This is a genomic window from Microbacterium shimangi, assembly GCF_043556445.1.
In the GTDB taxonomy this organism is placed as follows: Bacteria; Actinomycetota; Actinomycetes; order Actinomycetales; family Microbacteriaceae; genus Microbacterium.
Window position 1 is genome coordinate 701,389 of record NZ_JBIGII010000003.1, and the last position, 17,258, is coordinate 718,646.

16 protein-coding genes and 2 tRNA genes are annotated in these 17,258 nt (G+C 65.1%); 6 read left to right on the plus strand and 12 right to left on the minus strand.

Features of this window, described 5'->3' with window-relative positions:
- Positions 1 to 2: 2 nt before the first annotated feature.
- The 12 genes from ACFXQA_RS04965 to dnaA all read right to left on the minus strand — a co-directional run bounded on the left by ACFXQA_RS04965 (position 3) and on the right by dnaA (position 13,791).
- Positions 3 to 1,355: an NtaA/DmoA family FMN-dependent monooxygenase gene (locus ACFXQA_RS04965; RefSeq protein ID WP_394518692.1), complete on the minus strand. Its 1,353-nt coding sequence runs from the start codon at positions 1,353 to 1,355 to the stop codon at positions 3 to 5.
- On the minus strand, positions 1,325 to 2,335 hold the full coding sequence (gene add / locus ACFXQA_RS04970; RefSeq protein ID WP_394518693.1) for an adenosine deaminase: 1,011 nt from the start codon (positions 2,333 to 2,335) through the stop codon (positions 1,325 to 1,327). The genes ACFXQA_RS04965 and add overlap by 31 nt, the downstream gene beginning before the upstream one ends.
- A 29-nt stretch (positions 2,336 to 2,364) precedes the next feature.
- Positions 2,365 to 3,426 carry an ABC transporter substrate-binding protein gene (locus ACFXQA_RS04975; protein WP_394518694.1) on the minus strand — a complete coding sequence of 354 codons (1,062 nt, stop codon included), beginning with the start codon at positions 3,424 to 3,426 and terminating at the stop codon, positions 2,365 to 2,367.
- A 219-nt stretch (positions 3,427 to 3,645) separates the two neighbouring features.
- Positions 3,646 to 3,718, minus strand: a tRNA-Ala gene (locus ACFXQA_RS04980).
- Positions 3,719 to 3,727: 9 nt separating this feature from the next.
- A tRNA-Ile gene (locus ACFXQA_RS04985) sits at positions 3,728 to 3,801 on the minus strand.
- A gap of 92 nt (positions 3,802 to 3,893) precedes the next feature.
- A complete protein-coding gene (locus tag ACFXQA_RS04990) occupies positions 3,894 to 4,298 on the minus strand; it encodes a DUF3566 domain-containing protein (protein ID WP_394518695.1) in 405 nt (134 codons plus the stop codon).
- On the minus strand, positions 4,295 to 6,898 hold the full coding sequence (gene gyrA, locus ACFXQA_RS04995; protein ID WP_394518696.1) for a DNA gyrase subunit A: 2,604 nt from the start codon (positions 6,896 to 6,898) through the stop codon (positions 4,295 to 4,297). The genes ACFXQA_RS04990 and gyrA overlap by 4 nt, the downstream gene beginning before the upstream one ends.
- A 14-nt stretch (positions 6,899 to 6,912) precedes the next feature.
- The gene (gene gyrB, locus ACFXQA_RS05000) at positions 6,913 to 8,952 is read right to left on the minus strand and encodes a DNA topoisomerase (ATP-hydrolyzing) subunit B (RefSeq protein WP_394518697.1); all 2,040 of its coding nucleotides are present in this window, start codon (positions 8,950 to 8,952) and stop codon (positions 6,913 to 6,915) included.
- A gap of 122 nt (positions 8,953 to 9,074) precedes the next feature.
- Positions 9,075 to 9,566 carry a DciA family protein gene (locus ACFXQA_RS05005; RefSeq protein WP_394518698.1) on the minus strand — a complete coding sequence of 164 codons (492 nt, stop codon included), beginning with the start codon at positions 9,564 to 9,566 and terminating at the stop codon, positions 9,075 to 9,077.
- Complete coding sequence (gene recF, locus ACFXQA_RS05010; protein WP_394518699.1) at positions 9,559 to 10,716, minus strand: DNA replication/repair protein RecF; 1,158 nt, start codon at positions 10,714 to 10,716, stop codon at positions 9,559 to 9,561. Before recF ends, ACFXQA_RS05005 begins: the two co-directional genes overlap by 8 nt.
- Positions 10,717 to 10,744: 28 nt before the next feature.
- On the minus strand, positions 10,745 to 11,887 hold the full coding sequence (gene dnaN / locus ACFXQA_RS05015) for a DNA polymerase III subunit beta (protein ID WP_394518700.1): 1,143 nt from the start codon (positions 11,885 to 11,887) through the stop codon (positions 10,745 to 10,747).
- Between the two features lie 458 nt (positions 11,888 to 12,345).
- Positions 12,346 to 13,791 carry a chromosomal replication initiator protein DnaA gene (dnaA, locus tag ACFXQA_RS05020; protein WP_394518701.1) on the minus strand — a complete coding sequence of 482 codons (1,446 nt, stop codon included), beginning with the start codon at positions 13,789 to 13,791 and terminating at the stop codon, positions 12,346 to 12,348.
- Between the two features lie 298 nt (positions 13,792 to 14,089).
- Here dnaA and rpmH point away from each other — a divergent pair, with 298 nt between their 5' ends.
- From rpmH to rsmG, 6 genes are read left to right on the plus strand one after another with little or no spacing between them, the layout of a single operon-like run.
- Positions 14,090 to 14,227, plus strand: a complete 138-nt coding sequence (gene rpmH, locus ACFXQA_RS05025) for a 50S ribosomal protein L34 (RefSeq protein WP_394518702.1) — start codon at positions 14,090 to 14,092, stop codon at positions 14,225 to 14,227.
- A gap of 9 nt (positions 14,228 to 14,236) precedes the next feature.
- A complete protein-coding gene (rnpA, locus tag ACFXQA_RS05030) occupies positions 14,237 to 14,572 on the plus strand; it encodes a ribonuclease P protein component (RefSeq protein WP_394518703.1) in 336 nt (111 codons plus the stop codon).
- Positions 14,569 to 14,925 (plus strand): membrane protein insertion efficiency factor YidD, encoded by a 357-nt coding sequence (yidD, locus tag ACFXQA_RS05035; RefSeq protein ID WP_394518704.1) that lies wholly within the window; start codon positions 14,569 to 14,571, stop codon positions 14,923 to 14,925. Before rnpA ends, yidD begins: the two co-directional genes overlap by 4 nt.
- 3 nt (positions 14,926 to 14,928) lie before the next feature.
- Positions 14,929 to 16,023: a membrane protein insertase YidC gene (yidC, locus tag ACFXQA_RS05040; protein WP_394518705.1), complete on the plus strand. Its 1,095-nt coding sequence runs from the start codon at positions 14,929 to 14,931 to the stop codon at positions 16,021 to 16,023.
- Positions 16,024 to 16,046: 23 nt separating this feature from the next.
- Positions 16,047 to 16,547: a Jag family protein gene (locus ACFXQA_RS05045; protein ID WP_394518706.1), complete on the plus strand. Its 501-nt coding sequence runs from the start codon at positions 16,047 to 16,049 to the stop codon at positions 16,545 to 16,547.
- 21 nt (positions 16,548 to 16,568) lie between these two features.
- A complete protein-coding gene (gene rsmG / locus ACFXQA_RS05050; protein ID WP_394518707.1) occupies positions 16,569 to 17,195 on the plus strand; it encodes a 16S rRNA (guanine(527)-N(7))-methyltransferase RsmG in 627 nt (208 codons plus the stop codon).
- The last annotated feature ends 63 nt before the right edge of the window (positions 17,196 to 17,258 follow it).

A 17,258-nucleotide genomic window follows, 5' to 3' on the forward strand; every position in this document is an offset into this window, starting at 1 on the left:
CGTCACCGCCGCATCTTCTCGCGCAGCGTCTCACCCGGTGTCGGTACGGAGACTCGTCCGCGGTCGCGGAGGAGCGGGAGGACGAGCTCTCCGAACGCGGCGATATCCCGGGTTCCGAATACCGGTTCGATGAGGAACCCATCCAGTCCCGTGGCGGCGGCGAGCGCCTCGACCTGGTCGGCGACCTCGTGCGCGTCGCCGACGATGCGGAACCCGCGGGTGCCCTTTCCCTTCAAGTCTTCGATGATCTCGCGCACGGTCGGCGCGGGTGCCCCGTTCTTGCCGAGGAAACGCTCGATGTTGCTCGTGCCCATCTGACCGACGGGCCCACCGGCCTCGAGCACCTGGTGGAGCGTCTTGTCGGGGTCGAGTGCGAGGAGGTCGATGCCGGTGTTGCCCGCGTAGAGCGTCGCGACGACGTCATCGGTCTGCATCGCGTCGAACTCCGCGGCGAGGCGGTGCGCCTCTTCCGACGTCTCGGCCACGATCACCGTGAGACCCGACATGATGCGGGGATCGGCGCGTCCCTGCTCCTGCGCGATGCGGCGGATGTCGGCGACGTTCACCGCGGTGTGAGCGGGGACGGTCCCCTGCACGAAGACGCACTCGGCGTGGGTGGCCGCGAAAGCCCGGCCCGCGGGTGATGTGCCGGCCTGAAAGATGACGGGGGTGCGCTGCGGGGTCGGAGGTGCACCGAAGTAGCCGTCACTGCGGTAATGGGTGCCGTTGTACTGCACCCGGTTGATGCCGGCGCGCTCCGCGTAGATGCCGCGGTCGCGGTCGGCGACGAGGGCGCCGTCGGACCACGCTTCTTCCCAGTACTTCTTGGCGAGCTCGACGTACTCGGCAGCCATCGCGTACCGCACGTCGTGGGGCACCATGCCGTCGTGACCGAACAACTCGGCAACGGCGTTCTGCGACGACCCGGTGACGACGTTCCATCCGAACCGCCCCTGCGAGATCGCGTCGAGGGTCGCGAAGCGTCGAGCGAGTTGCACCGGATGGTCCACCCCGGTGTTCGAGGTGATCACGAAACCCAGGTCGGTGGTTTCGCGCATGAGGATTGGAACGAGACCCGCCGGGTCGTATCCCGAGAAGTTGATGCCGCGCTCGACGGCGCCGAGGGCGATGTCGTCACCCAGGATCGGGTAGCCGAACCCGTCGGCGAAGAACAAGAAGTCGTACCCCGTGCGGTCCATGATGCGGGCGATCTCGACCCAGTGCGCGGGGTCGGCGAAATCGATCGAATCGCTGAGCGGGTGCGGCCAGCTGAACGTACCGCCGACCTGGGGGCCGTAGACCTCGAAGACGCCGAAATGCAGGCTCATCGCGGTTCCCCCGTCGTGCCGATCCATGCGTCGATTCCTTTCTTCGCCGCCCGCTTCACGTCTTCCGGGGCGAGGGTCGTCTCGATCGAGGTCCACGCGCACTCCGCCAACTGCTCGTCGGTGAGTCCGATCTCCGAGCGCGCGACCTGGTAGTCCTCGAGAATGCCCGGACCGAACAGCACCGGATCGTCGGCGTTGATCGAGCAACGGACACCGGCCGCGAGGAGTGAGGGGAGCGGATGCTGCGCGAGATCGTCGACGACGTGCAGCAGCAGGTTCGAAGTGGGGCAGACATCGAGGGGGATGCCCCGTTGTGCCAGCTCGGCTACCAATCGGGGGTCTTCGATCGACCGCACGCCGTGCATCACCCGATCGGCGTGCAGCACATCGATGGCCTCCCAGACCGATTGGGGCCCGACGAGCTCGCCGGCATGCGGTGTCGATTGAAGCCCGGCGGCCTTGGCCAGAGCGAACGGCTCGGCGAAGTCGGCGGCAGGGAAGCCCCGCTCTTCGTTCGCCAGACCGAGCGAGACGACGCCGGCACCGGCCCTGCGCGACGCCGCGCGCGCGACCTCCATCGCGAGGTCGTGCCCGAGGGTGCGGTCGACCGTCACCATGAGCCCGATACTCACGCCGTGCCGGGTGCCCGCCTCGCGCGTCAACTCGATGTGGCGATCGAGCGCCGCCAAGACCGACCCGTACCGGTCGACATAGGCATGCGGGCTGACGCCGAACTCCACGTAGACCGCGCCATCGGCCGCCGCATCCGCCACCGCTTCGTCGACGAGCCGCTCGAGGTGTGCTTCCGCGCCGAGCACGGCCGCAATACCGCCGTACATGCCGACGAATCCCGTGAAGTCGGCGTAGCCGCGGGTGGGTGGGGTGTCGACCCCGCTCGCGCGTGCGAGTTCGGCGAGGGTGTCGGGGCGTATGGCCGCCTCGAGGTGAAGATGGAGATGACCTTTGGGGAGCGCGCGCAGGTCTCTCGTCATGGTGGGGGCGTTCATGGGGTTCCCGTCGTTCAATTCGTGCCGGTTCAGTCGGCGTAGGCGATCAGGTCGGGGTTCTCTGCGTACACCTCGTCGAGGAGACTCATGTCGAACAGGGCGTCGGGCTCGATGACGATCCCCGATCGCGCCAGGCTGTCGATGGTCTCTGCCTGCAGGTCGTCCGAGATGGTGAAGAGCCCGTTCTCCACCGTGTCGTCCGAGACGACGAGCAGCTCCGCCTGAGCCGTCGCCCCGGCGATCGCGGTGTCGAGGTCGAGACCGAGATCGGCGCCGTATTCTTCGACGGCGAGGCGCGCACCCTCGGCGGGGTCGTTGACCGCGTCGGTCCACCCGCGGATCTCGGCCACCAGGAAGGCCTTGAGCCGCTCGCGGTCTTCGGCGATGGCCTGGTCGGTCGTCACGAAGCTCTCGGCAACGAAAGGCAATCCGTTGTCGGCGAACAGCAGGTCGGTAACGTCGACCCCCTGGGCCTCGATGATCACCGACTGGTTGGTCACGAACGCGACCATGCCGTCGACTTCGCCGTTGACGACAGGCGAGGCGTCGTACTGCACGGGCACGATCTCGAGTTCGGACGCATCGATGTCGTTCGCCGCGAGAAGCGCCTGGAACGACGACGTGTTGGCATCCTGCACACCGATGCGCTTTCCGATCATGTCTTCGGGGGTGGCGATGTCGGCGCCCGTCGCGAGCGAGACGATCGTCAGCGGATTGCGTTGGAACGTGGTGCCGATGATCTTCAGTGGTGCACCCTCGCTCGCTATCGCCGCGCCCACACCGACGGCGTCGCCGATCGCTACGTCGGCCGTACCGCTGGCGACCTCCGACACTCCGCTCGACGGGCCGGGGACCATGTTCACCGACGAGAAACCCGCGTCGGTGAAGTACCCGCGGCTGTCGGCGAAGTACTCGCCCGCGAACTCCTCGTTCAAGATCCAGCTCAGCTGCAGCGTCAGGTCTCCGTGGTCGCTGGATGCGGCGGACGATGAGGCCTCGGGGGCCGGCCCGCCACTGCACGCGGCAAGGGTCGCCATCGCGGTGAGGACGGCGGCAGCCGCGGTAAGACGGGGGGCGGTGCGGATCTTCATGCGGGTCTCCACTCGTGTCGGCCCGGCGAAGAGGACGGTGGAGCATGAGCCGCCGGGAAGATCGATCAGAAATGAATCGATCAGTTCACACGCTAGGCCGCCGGTGTTACGCGGGCGTGACGCGGCCTCGACGGCGCCGTAACGAGCGCCTGACAGTTCGCGCGACGTGGGGAAATGAAAAAGCGACCTGCCCTGACGGGCCGGTCGCTTATCCGGATGTGGAGCCTAGGAGATTCGAACTCCTGACATCCTGCTTGCAAAGCAGGCACTCTACCAACTGAGTTAAGGCCCCGGGGCTGTGTGGGGCTACCAGGATTTGAACCTGGGACCTCTTCATTATCAGTGAAGCGCTCTAACCAACTGAGCTATAGCCCCGATCTTCGTTGACACGACAAGTGGTCAACCTCGAAGACTTTACCCGACCCCCCGCGAATTCACGAATCGGTCTCGCCGCGGAGCTCGACCGGTCAGTTCGAGGTGAACCCGACGAGCAGCCCGCCGCTGACTTTCACGGCGAGGTTGTAGATGCCCGCGACGACCGCGCCGAGCACGGTCACGACGATGAGGTTCAGGATCGCCACGATCGCCGCGAATGCCATGACCTGGGGCAGCCCGACGAACTGGCGGATCGAGACACCCCCGTCGGAGAAGCTCGTGAAGAACTCGTCGACCTGGTCGATGAGGCCGGTGGTCTGCACGACCATGAACACCAGGAAGAACGACACGACCGTCACGATCGCGAGCGCGACCGCGGCGAGGAACGACAGCTTCACGGCCGACCAGAAGTCGACGTAGACCAGGCGCAGGCGAACCTGCTTCGCGGTCGTCTTGTGCGTCGACTTCTTGGCGAGTTTGTCGGCTACCGTGCTCATGCGTCCGCGCTTTCCTCGGGGGTCTCGGTCGGCCCTTCGACAGGCTCGGTGGTGGGCTCGGTGACAGTGTCTGCGGAGTCTGCCGGGTCTGCATCGGATTCGGATGCTTCGGCCAGGCGGCGCTCACCGTTACGGGCGATGGCGATGATGCGATCGTCGCCCCCGGCGCGGGCGAACACGACTCCCATCGTGTCGCGACCCTTCGCAGGCACCTCGGCCACGGCAGAGCGTACCACCTTGCCGCTGGCAAGAACCACAAGGATCTCGTCGTCCGCGGAGGCGATCAGACCGCCCGCCAGATCGCCGCGATCGTCGCTCAGACGTGCGACTTTGATGCCGAGTCCGCCTCGGCTCTGGGTGCGGTACTGGTCGACGGCCGTGCGCTTCGCGTACCCGCCTTCGGTGACGACGAAGACGAATCCGTCGTCACTGACGAAGGAGGCAGACAGCAGGCTGTCGTCTCCGCGGAACGACATTCCCTTCACACCCTCCGTGGAACGACCCATGGGGCGCAGCGAATCGTCTGTGGCGGTGAACCTCAGAGACATACCGTGGCGACTGATGAGCAGAACGTCATCGCCCTCGTTGGTGAGGAACGCGCTGACCACCTCGTCGCCATCGACCTCATCGGCGCCGCGCAGTTTGATCGCGATGACCCCGCCTTGACGGTTCGTGTCGTATTCGGTCAGGCGCGTCTTCTTCACGAGCCCGCCGCGCGTGGCGAGAACGAGGTAGGTCGCAACGCTGTAGTCGCGGATGTCGAGAATCTGGGCGATCTCTTCGTTCGGCTGCAGGGCGAGCAGGTTCGCGACGTGCTGCCCCTTCGCATCGCGGCCGGCCTCGGGAACCTCGTAGGCCTTCGAGCGGTAGACGCGTCCCTTGTTGGTGAAGAACAACAACCAGTGGTGGGTGGTGGTGACGAAGAAGTGCTCGACGACGTCATCGGCGCGCAGTTGCGCCCCCTTCACGCCCTTGCCGCCGCGGTGCTGCGAGCGGTAGTTGTCGCTCCGAGTGCGCTTGATGTAGCCGTCGCGTGTGACGGTGACGACCATCTCTTCTTCGGGGATGAGGTCTTCGATCGACATGTCGCCGTCGTAGCCGGGCAAGATCTCGGTGCGGCGATCGTCGCCGTACTTCGACACGATCTCGGTGAGCTCGTCGCGGATAATCGCGCGCTGGCGAACCGGGTCGGCGAGGATCGCCTTGAAGTCGGCGATCTGGAGCTCGAGCTCGGTCGCCTCGTCGATGATCTTCTGGCGCTCCAGCGCGGCGAGGCGCCGCAGCTGCATTCCGAGGATCGCATCGGCCTGGTCGAGGTCGATGTCGAGAAGCTCGATGAGTCCGGTTCGAGCGTCGTCGACGGTCGCCGACCGCCGGATGAGCGCGATGACATCGTCGAGCGCGTCGAGCGCCTTGAGGTACCCGCGCAGGATGTGCGCGCGCTCCTCGGCCTTGCGCAACCGGAAGGTGGTGCGTCGGACGATCACCTCGACCTGGTGCGCGATCCAGTAGGTGATGAACCCGTCGAGCGGCAGGGTGCGAGGCACACCGTCGACGATGGCGAGCATGTTCGCGCCGAAGTTGTCTTGCAGCTGCGTGTGCTTGTAGAGGTTGTTCAGCACGACCTTCGCCACCGCATCGCGCTTGAGCACGATGACCAGACGCTGACCGGTGCGGTCGGAGCTCTCGTCGCGGATGTCGGCGATGCCCGTGATCTTGCCGTCACGGGCGAGATCGCGGATCTTCACCGCGACGTTGTCGGGATTCACCTGGTACGGCAGCTCGGTGATGACGAGGCAGGTTCGCCCCTGGATCTCTTCGACGCTGACGACGGCCCGCATCGTGATCGAGCCACGACCCGTGCGGTACGCGTCTTTGATGCCCCGGGTGCCGAGGATCTGCGCCGACGTCGGGAAGTCGGGCCCGTGGATGAGCTCCATCAGCCCCTCGAGGAGTTCCTCGCGGCCTGCCTCGGGACGATCGAGCGCCCAGAGGGCGCCGGCCGCGACCTCGCGGAGGTTGTGCGGGGGGATGTTCGTCGCCATACCGACGGCGATGCCGACGGAACCGTTGACGAGCAGGTTCGGGAACCGCGCGGGCAGCACGACGGGTTCCTGCGTCTGACCGTCGTAGTTGTCCTGAAAATCGACGGTCTCTTCTTCGATGTCGCGCACCATCTCGAGCGCGAGCGGAGCCATCTTGGTCTCGGTGTACCGGGGGGCGGCGGCTCCCTGGTTACCGGGAGAGCCGAAGTTTCCCTGCCCGAGAGCGAGGGGGTAGCGCAGCGACCACGGCTGAACGAGTCGCACCAGGGCGTCGTAGATCGGGGCATCACCGTGAGGGTGGTACTGCCCCATGACCTCGCCGACCACGCGAGCGCACTTCGAGAACGACTTGTCGGGGCGGAAGCCGCCGTCGTACATGCCGTAGATCACGCGGCGGTGCACGGGCTTCAAGCCGTCGCGCACGTCGGGCAGGGCGCGACCGACGATCACGCTCATCGCGTAGTCGAGGTAGCTGCGCTGCATCTCGAGCTGCAGATCGACCTGGTCGATCCTGCCGTGATCGTGCTCGGGCGTCGGGCGTTCTTCGTCAGCCATGTGTTCTCAGTTCCTCAGATGTCCAGGAAGCGCACGTCTTTAGCGTTGCGCTGGATGAATCCGCGTCGCGATTCGACGTCTTCGCCCATCAGCACAGAGAAGATCTCGTCGGCCGCAGCCGCGTCGTCGATCGTCACCTGCAGCAGGGTGCGCGTCTGCGGGTTCATCGTGGTCTCCCACAGCTCCTTGGGGTTCATCTCACCGAGACCCTTGTAGCGCTGGATGCCGTTGTCTTTGGGGATGCGCTTGCCGCTCGCGACGCCCTCCGCCAGGAGCGCATCACGCTCGCGGTCGCTGTAGACGTACTCGTGGGGCGAGTTCGACCACTTCAACCGGTACAGCGGCGGTTGTCCGAGGTAGACGAAACCCGCCTCGATGAGACCCCGCATGTAGCGGAAGAGGAGCGTAAGCAGCAACGTCGTGATGTGCTGACCGTCGACATCGGCATCCGCCATCAGAACGATCTTGTGGTAGCGCGCCTTCTCGATGTCGAAGTCTTCGCCGATACCCGTGCCGAAGGCCTGGATCATGGCCTGTACCTCGTTGTTGCCGAGAGCCCGGTCGAGACGTGCGCGCTCGACGTTCAGGATCTTGCCGCGGAGGGCGAGGATGGCCTGGATGTGCGGATCGCGACCCTGCACGGCCGAACCGCCGGCGGAGTCACCCTCGACGAGGAACACCTCGCTGATCTTCGGGTCTTTGCTCGTGCAGTCTTTGAGCTTGTCGGGCATAGACGCCGATTCGAACACGCTCTTGCGTCGAGCGGTCTCGCGCGCCTTGCGGGCCGCCAAGCGAGCGGTGTTGGCGTCCATCGCCTTGCGCACGACGTTCTTGGCCTGCACGGGGTTCCGGTCGAACCAGTCACCCAGCCGATCGCCGACAGCCTTCTGCACGTACGCTTTGGCTTCGGTGTTGCCGAGTTTGGTCTTGGTCTGCCCCTCGAACTGGGGCTCGGCGAGCTTCACCGAGATGACGGCGGTGAGACCCTCGCGCACGTCTTCGCCGGAGAGGTTCTCGTCCTTCTCTTTCAGAAGGTTGTTCGCTCGCGCGTACTTGTTCACGAGCGCCGTGAGCGCCGCACGGAAACCTTCTTCGTGGGTGCCGCCCTCGTGCGTGTTGATCGTGTTGGCGAAGGTGAAGACGGTCTCGGTGTAACTCGTCGTCCACTGCATCGCCATTTCGAGGGCGATCTTGCGCTCGGTGTCTTCGGACTCGAAGTCGATGATCTCGTCATTGACGACATCTGCACGGCGCACCTTGTTGAGGTACTCGACGTAGTCGACCAGACCGCGCTCGTACAGGAAGCTGTCGTGCGGGTGGTGGGGAGTCTCTTCGCCGTCCGATCCGGCTTCCACCGAGATCGCGTTCACGCGCTCGTCCCGCAGCGTGATGCGAAGACCCTTGTTCAGGAACGCCATCTGCTGGAAGCGTGTGCGGAGCGTCTCGTAGTCGAAGTCGACGGTGTCGAAGATGGTTTCATCCGGCCAGAAGGTGATCGTCGTTCCCGTGGCGTCGCTCGGCTCCGCCTGCGCGAGAGGAGCTTCGGGCACGCCGCCGTTGCGGTACACCTGACGCCAGACGAATCCCTGCCGCTGGACCGCGACCTCGAGGCGCGATGACAGCGCGTTGACCACCGATGAACCGACACCGTGCAGCCCACCCGAGACGGCGTAACCGCCCCCACCGAACTTGCCGCCGGCGTGAAGGACGGTCAGCACGACCTCGACGGTCGACTTACCCTCGCTGCGGTGCATGTCGACGGGAATGCCTCGACCGTTGTCGATGACGCGTACGGCACCGTCTTCGAGGATGGTCACCTCGATGGTGTCGCAGTAGCCTGCCAGCGCCTCGTCGACGGAGTTGTCGACGATCTCGTACACCAGATGGTGCAAGCCGCGCTCACCCGTCGAACCGATGTACATGCCGGGGCGCTTGCGAACCGCCTCGAGACCCTCGAGTACCTGGATCTCATCGGCACCGTAGTCGTTGTGAACCTTCTCTACGGGCTGGGATTCGGGTTCTTCAGGAACGCTGTCGGGGTTCACGGACGTCATAGGTTTCGCGCACTCCACATCGGTCTGGGATAACAGAGACACTCTACCCTGACGAGACGGATCTCGATGCCTATACGCCTCTGTGACGCGATCAAAAGACCGGAACCTCGATCGGACCTAGCTCACCCGTAGGTATCGCGCGGACCACGGCCTTGAATCGCTCTGGGACCCCATTTCCAGGAGGGGACGTCAGGGCCGATGAAGCGGATGCTGTCGACACCCGCCTCCGGGAACTTCCGGACGATCTCCGAAAGGATGTGCGCGCGCATGAGCTGCAGTTGCTTCGCCCAGGCCGTCGAGTCCGCCTGAACGGTCAGCATCCCCGCATCGAGTGCGACGGGGCGGGTGTGCTGCGCCGTTTCGGCTCCGGCGACGTCGTCCCAGGTGCGCACCAGGTCTTCCCGGGCGAGCACCGAGTTCCACCCGGCGGTGCGCGTCAGATCCGACAGCACGTCGCCCACGCCACGAGGATCGCGTCCTGACGTGAAAGGGATGTTCTCGTCGGAATCGGTGGTGCGGCGCTGACGCCGGCGGCGGCGATAAGGCGAAGGTTCGAGACCGCGCAGGCGCAGGTAGGTGGCGATCGACTCCGGGAGATCGGCGTCGTCAGCCATCGGTGCCCTCGACGATCCGGCCCGCGTCGACGCGCACCATTCGGGCACGGAGTGCGTCGGGAACGTCTTCTTCGACCGCTGACGTCACGATGACCTGCTCGTACCCGCTGACGAGATCGGCCAAACGCGAACGTCGTCCGACGTCGAGCTCTGCGAACACGTCGTCGAGGATCAAGACCGGGTCACCGAGGCTCGACTCGGCGCGCAGGAGTTCGGCGGACGCCAGGCGAAGAGAGAGTGCGACCGACCACGACTCCCCGTGAGAGGCATATCCCTTCACCGGCAGCCCTCGCACCCGCAGCACGAGGTCGTCGCGGTGGGGGCCGACGAGAGTCAACCCGCGTTCGAGCTCTGCCGGACGCCGCGCCGCGAGCGCTGCACGGAACTGATCCGACAGCGACCCTGCCGACCCGGAATCATTTTCGACCGATTCGTCGTCTTCGGGGTCGCCCCCGCGCACCGACAGCGCCCAGTCGAGGCGGGGGTCGTGATCGGCGCCGGCGATGGCGGTGTAGGCCGCGGCGACCGGCGCGGTGAGATCCCGGGCGAGGGCGAGCCTCGCCTCGATGACCTCGGTGCCCAACGTCACCAATTTGTCGTCCCAGACGTCGAGCGTCGACAGGCCTCCACCTTTGATGCCCCGAGCTCTCGCCGATTTGAGCAGCGCCGTGCGCTGTTTGAGTACGCGGTCGTAGTCACTGAGGACGCCGGCCATCCGTGGCGTGCGCTGGATGAGGAGTTGATCGGCGAATCGTCGCCGAGACGAAGGATCACCGCGCACGATCTGCAGATCTTCGGGAGCGAACAAGATGACCTGCGCATAGCGCGGCAGTTCGGCCGTCTTGACCGCCGCGCCGTTGATGCGCGCCTTGTTCGCACCCTGGCGATTCAACTGCAGTTCGAGCAGCACCCGGCGTTCACCGTGCGTCAGACGCGCCCGCACGATCGCCGACTCCGCGCCGTCTCGCACCATCGGCGCATCGCTCGAGACACGATGGGAACCGAGTGTGGCGAGGTAGGCGATCGCCTCGACCAGGTTCGTTTTGCCCTGACCGTTGCGGCCGACGAAGACATTCGCACCGGGTCCGAGTGTGACATCGGCAACCGCGTAGTTGCGGAAGTCGATGAGACTCAGCTGCTCCACGATCACCGGGTCAGACTACCCGCGACGTCCGACCTCAGCGGAGGAGGAGGTTCGGCTGCAACAGGTACTTGAACGATTGCTCGCCACCCGACGTCTGCGGCGTGATGAGCACGGGGCTCAGCTTGTTGGCATTCTCACTCGACGTAAACGTGACGCGTGCGAACTCGCTGCGCACAGCGCCGAGCGACTCGAGGAGGTACTGCGGGTTGAGACCGAGTGTCACATCGTCGCCGACGAGAGTCGCGTCGACCGACTCCGACGCGCGAGCCTGCTCGGTGCCCGAGGCGTCCATCGATACGCCGTCTCCGGAGAACGTGAACCGCAGGGGAGCCGACCGGTCGAGCACGAGGGCGACGCGTCGAACGGCCTCGGCGAGTTCGGCCGTGTTCACCACGGCGTGGTGTTCGGTCGCCTCGGGGAACAGACGGCGAACGGGGGGGAAGTTGCCCTTGATCAACAGCGAGGTGACGGTCTTGTTGCCGGCGGTGAACGCGATGATCTCGCGGTCGCCCGACCCCGAGAACGCGATCGAGATGTCGCCGCCGTGGGCGAAGGTCTTCCCGACTTCCTGCAGAGTCCGCGCGGGGACGAGAGCCGTGGTCGGTTCGTCGGAGGCGGCGGACCCGCCGTCCCACGGGATCTCGCGCAGTGCGACGCGGTAGCGGTCGGTGGCGACGAGGCTCAGCCGCGTGCCGGAGACTTCGAGCTGCACACCGGTGAGGACCGGGGTCACATCGTCGCGTGACGCAGCGAAAGCGACCTGCGCGATCGCGGTGGCGAAGTCTTCGGCGGGAACGAGCCCGGATTCGCCGTTGACCTCGGGGATCGCCGGATATTCCTGCACCGGCATCGATGCGAGGGTGAATCGCGCTGAGCCGCAGGTGAGCACGATGCCACCGTCGTCGTCGACCGCGATCTGGATCGGTGCGTTGGGCAGGCGGCTGGCGATCTCGGAAAGCAGTCGGCCGTGGACGAGGATCGTGCCGGGCTCATCGACCGTGGCCTCGATCGTCGTGCGGGCGGATGCTTCGTAGTCGAACGCTGCGAGGGAGAGTCCGTTCTCGCCGGCTTCGATCAGAACCCCGGCAAGGATCGGCTGAGGATTGCGCTGCGGGAGGAGCTTGACGACGAACGACACAGCTTCGCTGAACACATCACGATTGACGTGGAATTTCACGGGCGGCTCCCTCGACGTCGGGCCTGGGTTACTCATGCTAGTGCCCGCCCCGGGGTGATCCGGAAAAGCACCGTTCGCCGTAAAGGTCATCGAACTGGCTTTGATTAAGGATTTTGTTCTTCATCTTGTTAACAGCTGTGGAAACTGTGGACAACTCCGGCGAAGCGTGCGAGCGCATGGGAACTACACGCGTGTGAGATGTGCAGTCGCTGCGGAAAGTGTGAGGCGACGTCGGGGGCCTCGTCGCCAGCATCCGGTCGTCTCTCCACAGCTTCGGGTCTGCGAACCACATTTTGTGCAACGGAAACGAAAGTTATCCACACGTTTTCCACATGTGTAGAACGCGCGATTTTGACGCCGGACGGGTGCCGATGTCAAACCTCGATGTCATCCGGGCGCGTCGAGCGAGGGCGGCGCCCAGGGGCGCGCAACCGGGCCCGAACGGACGACGACGCGAGTCAGCGGGCTGAGCGGCCCAGTTGCGTGGTGATCTCGGTGACCTGGTTGTAGATCGAGCGACGTTCTTTCATGAGGTCGCTGATCTTCTTGTAGGCGTACATGACCGTGGTGTGATCGCGGTTCCCGAACAGTTGGCCGATCTTCGGCAGCGACAGGCTCGTGCGTTCTCGGCAGAGGTACATGGCAATCTGGCGGGCGATGGCGATCGACTGCGACCGGCTGGACCCGTAGAGGTCGTCGACCGAGAGCTTGAAGTACTGGGCGGTGGCCGTGATGATGTCGGTCGGCGAGACGACGTTCTGGTCGTCCTGATCGATGATGTCGCGAAGAACCGTCTGTGCGAGAGACATGTCGAGGGTGGAACGGTTCAGACTAGCGAAGGCCGAGACCCGGATGAGAGCACCCTCGAGCTCGCGGATGTTCGACGACACGACGGTGGCGATGTACTCCATCACCTCGTCGGGAATCTGCAGTCGCTCGCTCTGCGCCTTCTTCCGCAGGATCGCGATACGGGTTTCGAGGTCGGGTGCCTGCACATCGGTGATGAGACCCCACTCGAAGCGGCTGCGCATACGATCCTCGAACCCGGTGAGGTGTTTGGGCGGCACGTCACTGGTGATCACGACCTGCTTGTCGTGATCGTGGAGGGTGTTGAAGGTGTGGAAGAACGCCTCTTGGGTCTCTGCACGCCCTTGCAAGAACTGGATGTCGTCGATCAGGAGGATGTCGACATCGCGGTAGCGGGCTTGGAAGGCGGATCCGCGGTTGTTGACGATCGAGTTGATGAAGTCGTTCGTGAACTCCTCGCTCGAGACGTATCGCACCCTGATACCGGCGTACATGCTCACCGCGTAGTCGCCGATCGCGTGGAGAAGGTGTGTTTTGCCGAGGCCGGAGTCGCCGTAGATGAACAGCGGGTTGTACGCCTTCGCGGGAGCCTCGGCCACGGCGACCGCAGCGGCATGGGCGAACCGGTTGGACTGGCCGATGACGAAGTTGTCGAAGGTGTATTTCGGGTTCAGTCGCGTATCGCTCCGCGACGCCGGCGACGCCGATTCCGAGGTGTCGTCCATGTTCGGGCGCGAGTTCGGCACCGGTACGGGCACGGGAGGCGGCGTGTGGTCGATCTCGGGGTGGGGTGAGTTGGCCGACGAGGTGAGGTGCGCATCGATCAGGTCGGGATTCACCGCAACACGGAACGATGCGGCGGGTTCCGGCGCCTCGACTGTGGTGAGGGCTTCGAGGAGGGGCAGACGCAACCGCTTGTTGATCTGGGCGGCGGTCAAGTCGTTCGGAACGTCGAGGTAGAGCACCCCGGCGTACACGCCGCTCGGAACCACGAGATTGAGGAAGCCCCGAAGCTGAGGGGTGACGCGATCGTCTCGGTCGAGTATCTCGAGCACGGCGGGCCAGATGGGAACGTCGGCGGCCTCGTTCGGTGACATCGTCCCCCCGGGAACTCGCGCTTCGCAGATCGACGGAACGCGTCAAACCTGTGGATAACTATCGGAGACACGTTAGTCAGCGGTCGTCGCGAGAGCAAAACCCACTGTAGGTGGGTGCGGCGTGTCATTGCCAGGGCGAGGGCGCGACCTTGTGGATAATCGCTCTTTGGCCTCGTGTCGGTTTGTCTTCTCGAGAAGCCGGGCTTAGTCTTAGTCGGTTGACTTATGCCCTCGAGGCAGTCCCCGTTGTCTCGGCCCGGATGATCGCCCGGGCGGCATCCGATCCCGGAGTTATCTCATGACGAAGCGTACTTTCCAGCCCAACATCCGCCGCCGCGCCAAGAAGCACGGTTTCCGCGCCCGCATGCACACGCGTGCCGGTCGCTCCATCCTTTCGGCTCGGCGCGCCAAGGGGCGCACCGAGCTCTCGGCCTGACCTCACGCGGTGCTCGCGAAGCCGAACCGACTCACCCGCGGATCGGACTATAAAGCCATTGTCCGGCGGGGTGCTCGGTGTGCGGGAACGCACACCGTGACGTACGTGGGAGGCACCGGCGGCGACGCACCGGCACGGTTCGGATTCATCGTCAGCCGGCAGGTCGGTTCAGCGGTGACGCGCAACCTCGTGCGTCGAAGATTGAAGGCCGTCTGTGCCGAGGCGTTGACGTCGGTTCGCCCCGGAGCCGACGTGGTGATCCGGGCGCTTCCGGGCTCTGCGACGGCGGAGTTCGCCGATCTGCGCGACGACGTGGTCCGCTGTCTGAAACGGAGAGCCGCGTGAGCGCCTCGACCCTGCCGACCTCGGCGACCGGCACAGCACACTGGCTGGCGTCCGATCTCGGTCGGTCTGCCCCTCTTCTTCCGCGCAATGCGGCACTTTCGGTGCTGCACGGCTACCGCGCGACCATCTCTCACGTCTATGGCGACGTGTGCAAGTACTACCCCTCCTGTTCGGCATACGCGGTAGGTGCGGTGCAGCAGCACGGGGTCGTGAAGGGCGTGGCTCTGGCGGCCGCGCGACTCGCCCGCTGTCATCCCTGGGCTCAGGGTGGCATCGACGACGTGCCGCCACATCGTGCCTTCCGTTATGAGCTCACCCCGCACGGATTCGTCGTGCCCCCTGGAAAGGACTGATCCGTGCCGGATCTCATTGGAATCGTCCTCTGGCCACTGAAGTGGCTGGTCGAGCTCGTGCTGGTTTCTTGGCACTGGGTGTTCACGGCCATCGGGTTGCCCGCCGCGGCGGGTATCACTTGGGTGCTCGCGATCGTCGGGCTGGTGGTCGTGGTTCGCGCAGCGATGATCCCGCTGTTCGTGAAGCAGATCAAGAGCCAGCGAAAGATGATGGAAATCGCCCCTGAACTGCGGAAAGTTCAGGAGAAGTACCGCGGCAAGAAAGACCAGCTCTCTCGCGAGGCGATGAGCCGCGAAACGATGGCGCTGTACAAGAAGCACGGCACGACGCCGGTGTCGAGCTGCCTTCCGCTCCTCGTGCAGATGCCGGTGTTCTTCGCGCTCTTCAGCGTGTTGAACGACGTGCAGAAGATCGCCGCCAACCCCAACTTCAGCGGGGTCGGGCTTCTCGACAACGAGCTCACCCGCGAGTTCTACGACGCGAGGCTCTTCGATGTGGCATCGCTGCACGTCAACCTCACGACGGCATGGAGTCAGCCCGACGGCCAGGTTTCGGTCATCATCCTGATCATTCTCGTCGTGCTGATGATCGCGTCGCAGTTCTTCACCCAGCTTCAGATCATCTCGAAGAACCTGTCCCCCGAGGCGAAGACCGGCCAGGCCTACCAGATGCAGCGCATCATGCTGTTCATCCTGCCGCTCGGATTCATCTTCTCGGGAGTCTTCTTCCCGCTCGGCGTGGTCATCTACTGGTTCGCGAGCAACCTGTGGACGATGGCGCAGCAGTTCATCGTCATCCGTGAGATGCCGACGCCCGGCTCCGATGCCGCCAAGGCTCGTGAAGAGCGTCTGGCGCGCAAGGGCAAGGCGATCGACGCCAACGGCAAGGTCATCACGATGGAGAAGTACCAGGCCGAACAGCAGCGACTTCTCGAGGAGGCGGAGCGCGCCCGCGCCGTCGCACCCAAGCGTCAGCAGCCGGTGGGCAAGCAGCGGTCGAAGAAGCAGGGGACGAAAGCAGCGGTTCCCCGTCCGACCGGCTCGACCCCCGATTCCCCCGGGGCCACCACCACGCCTGACGCACCTTCCTCCCGCTGACCGCCTTCTCCGGAAAGACGAACATGACGACTCCCGACCAGCTCGAGACGCCTCCCCCCGCGACCGACGAACAGCTCGAACAAGAGGGTGACGTCGCCGCGGACTACATCGAGGCTCTCCTCGATATCGCCGACATCGATGGTGACCTCGCGATGGACGTCAGAGCCGGGCGCGCCTACGTCTCGGTGGAGGCGGATGCGGCGGGGCCGATCGCGCGACTCGCCGACCCCGAGACCGTCCGAGCGCTCCAGGAGCTCACGCGGTTGGCGGTGCAGAACAGCACGGGCCGCTTCTCCCGCTTGATCCTGGACGTGGGTGGATCCAGGGATGCGCGGCAGCGCGAGTTGGAGCAGCTCGTCGACCGCGCGATCCTTCGGCTGGATGAGGGTTCGACGCAGGCATCCCTCCCCGCCATGTCGAGCTACGAGCGGAAGTTGATTCACGACATCGCCGCCGACCGCGGTTTCTCGTCCGAATCGTTCGGCGAGGGCGCGGATCGACACCCCGTCATCCGTCGCGCGTAAGCCGTTTCACGTGAAACATCGATGACGACGCTCGAGGCGGAACCACGGTCAGCAGGAGCCGTTTTCGGTGACCGGGTCGATCTTGCTCGGCAGTTCACCGTGGCACTAGCGGAACACGGCGAAGAACGGGGTCTTATCGGACCCCTGGAACTACCGCGTCTGTGGACCCGGCACGTGTTGAACAGTGCCATCGTCGCGCCACTGTTCCGAGGGCGGGTCGGTGACGTGGGTTCCGGGGCCGGCTTGCCAGGCATCGCGCTTGCGATCGCCCGGCCCGATGTCGAGTGGATCCTCATCGAGCCCATGGAGCGCCGCACGGTGTGGTTGACAGAACAGGTGCGCGACCTCGGGCTCGACAACGTAGAGATCGTCCGCACCCGCGGCGAGGACTGGGAAGGCGCGGGGACGCTCGACATGGTTACCGCCCGAGCGGTGAGCGCCCTCAAGACCCTCCTCCCCCTGACGGCTCCGCTGGTGAAGGATAGCGGCGAACTCGTCCTCCTGAAGGGTGCGAACGCGCAGAACGAGATCACGGCCGCGGCCAAGCAGATCCGGGCTCACCGCCTGACGGATGTGCGGGTGGAGCTGATCGGCGCAGAGATCTTGGATGAACCTACCCGAGTGGTGCGCGCCCGCGTCGCCAGATGATGGCTGCGTGTGTTTCACGTGAAACATGCATCGGGATTGGCCCCGAGGTCGGCCGTTCATCGC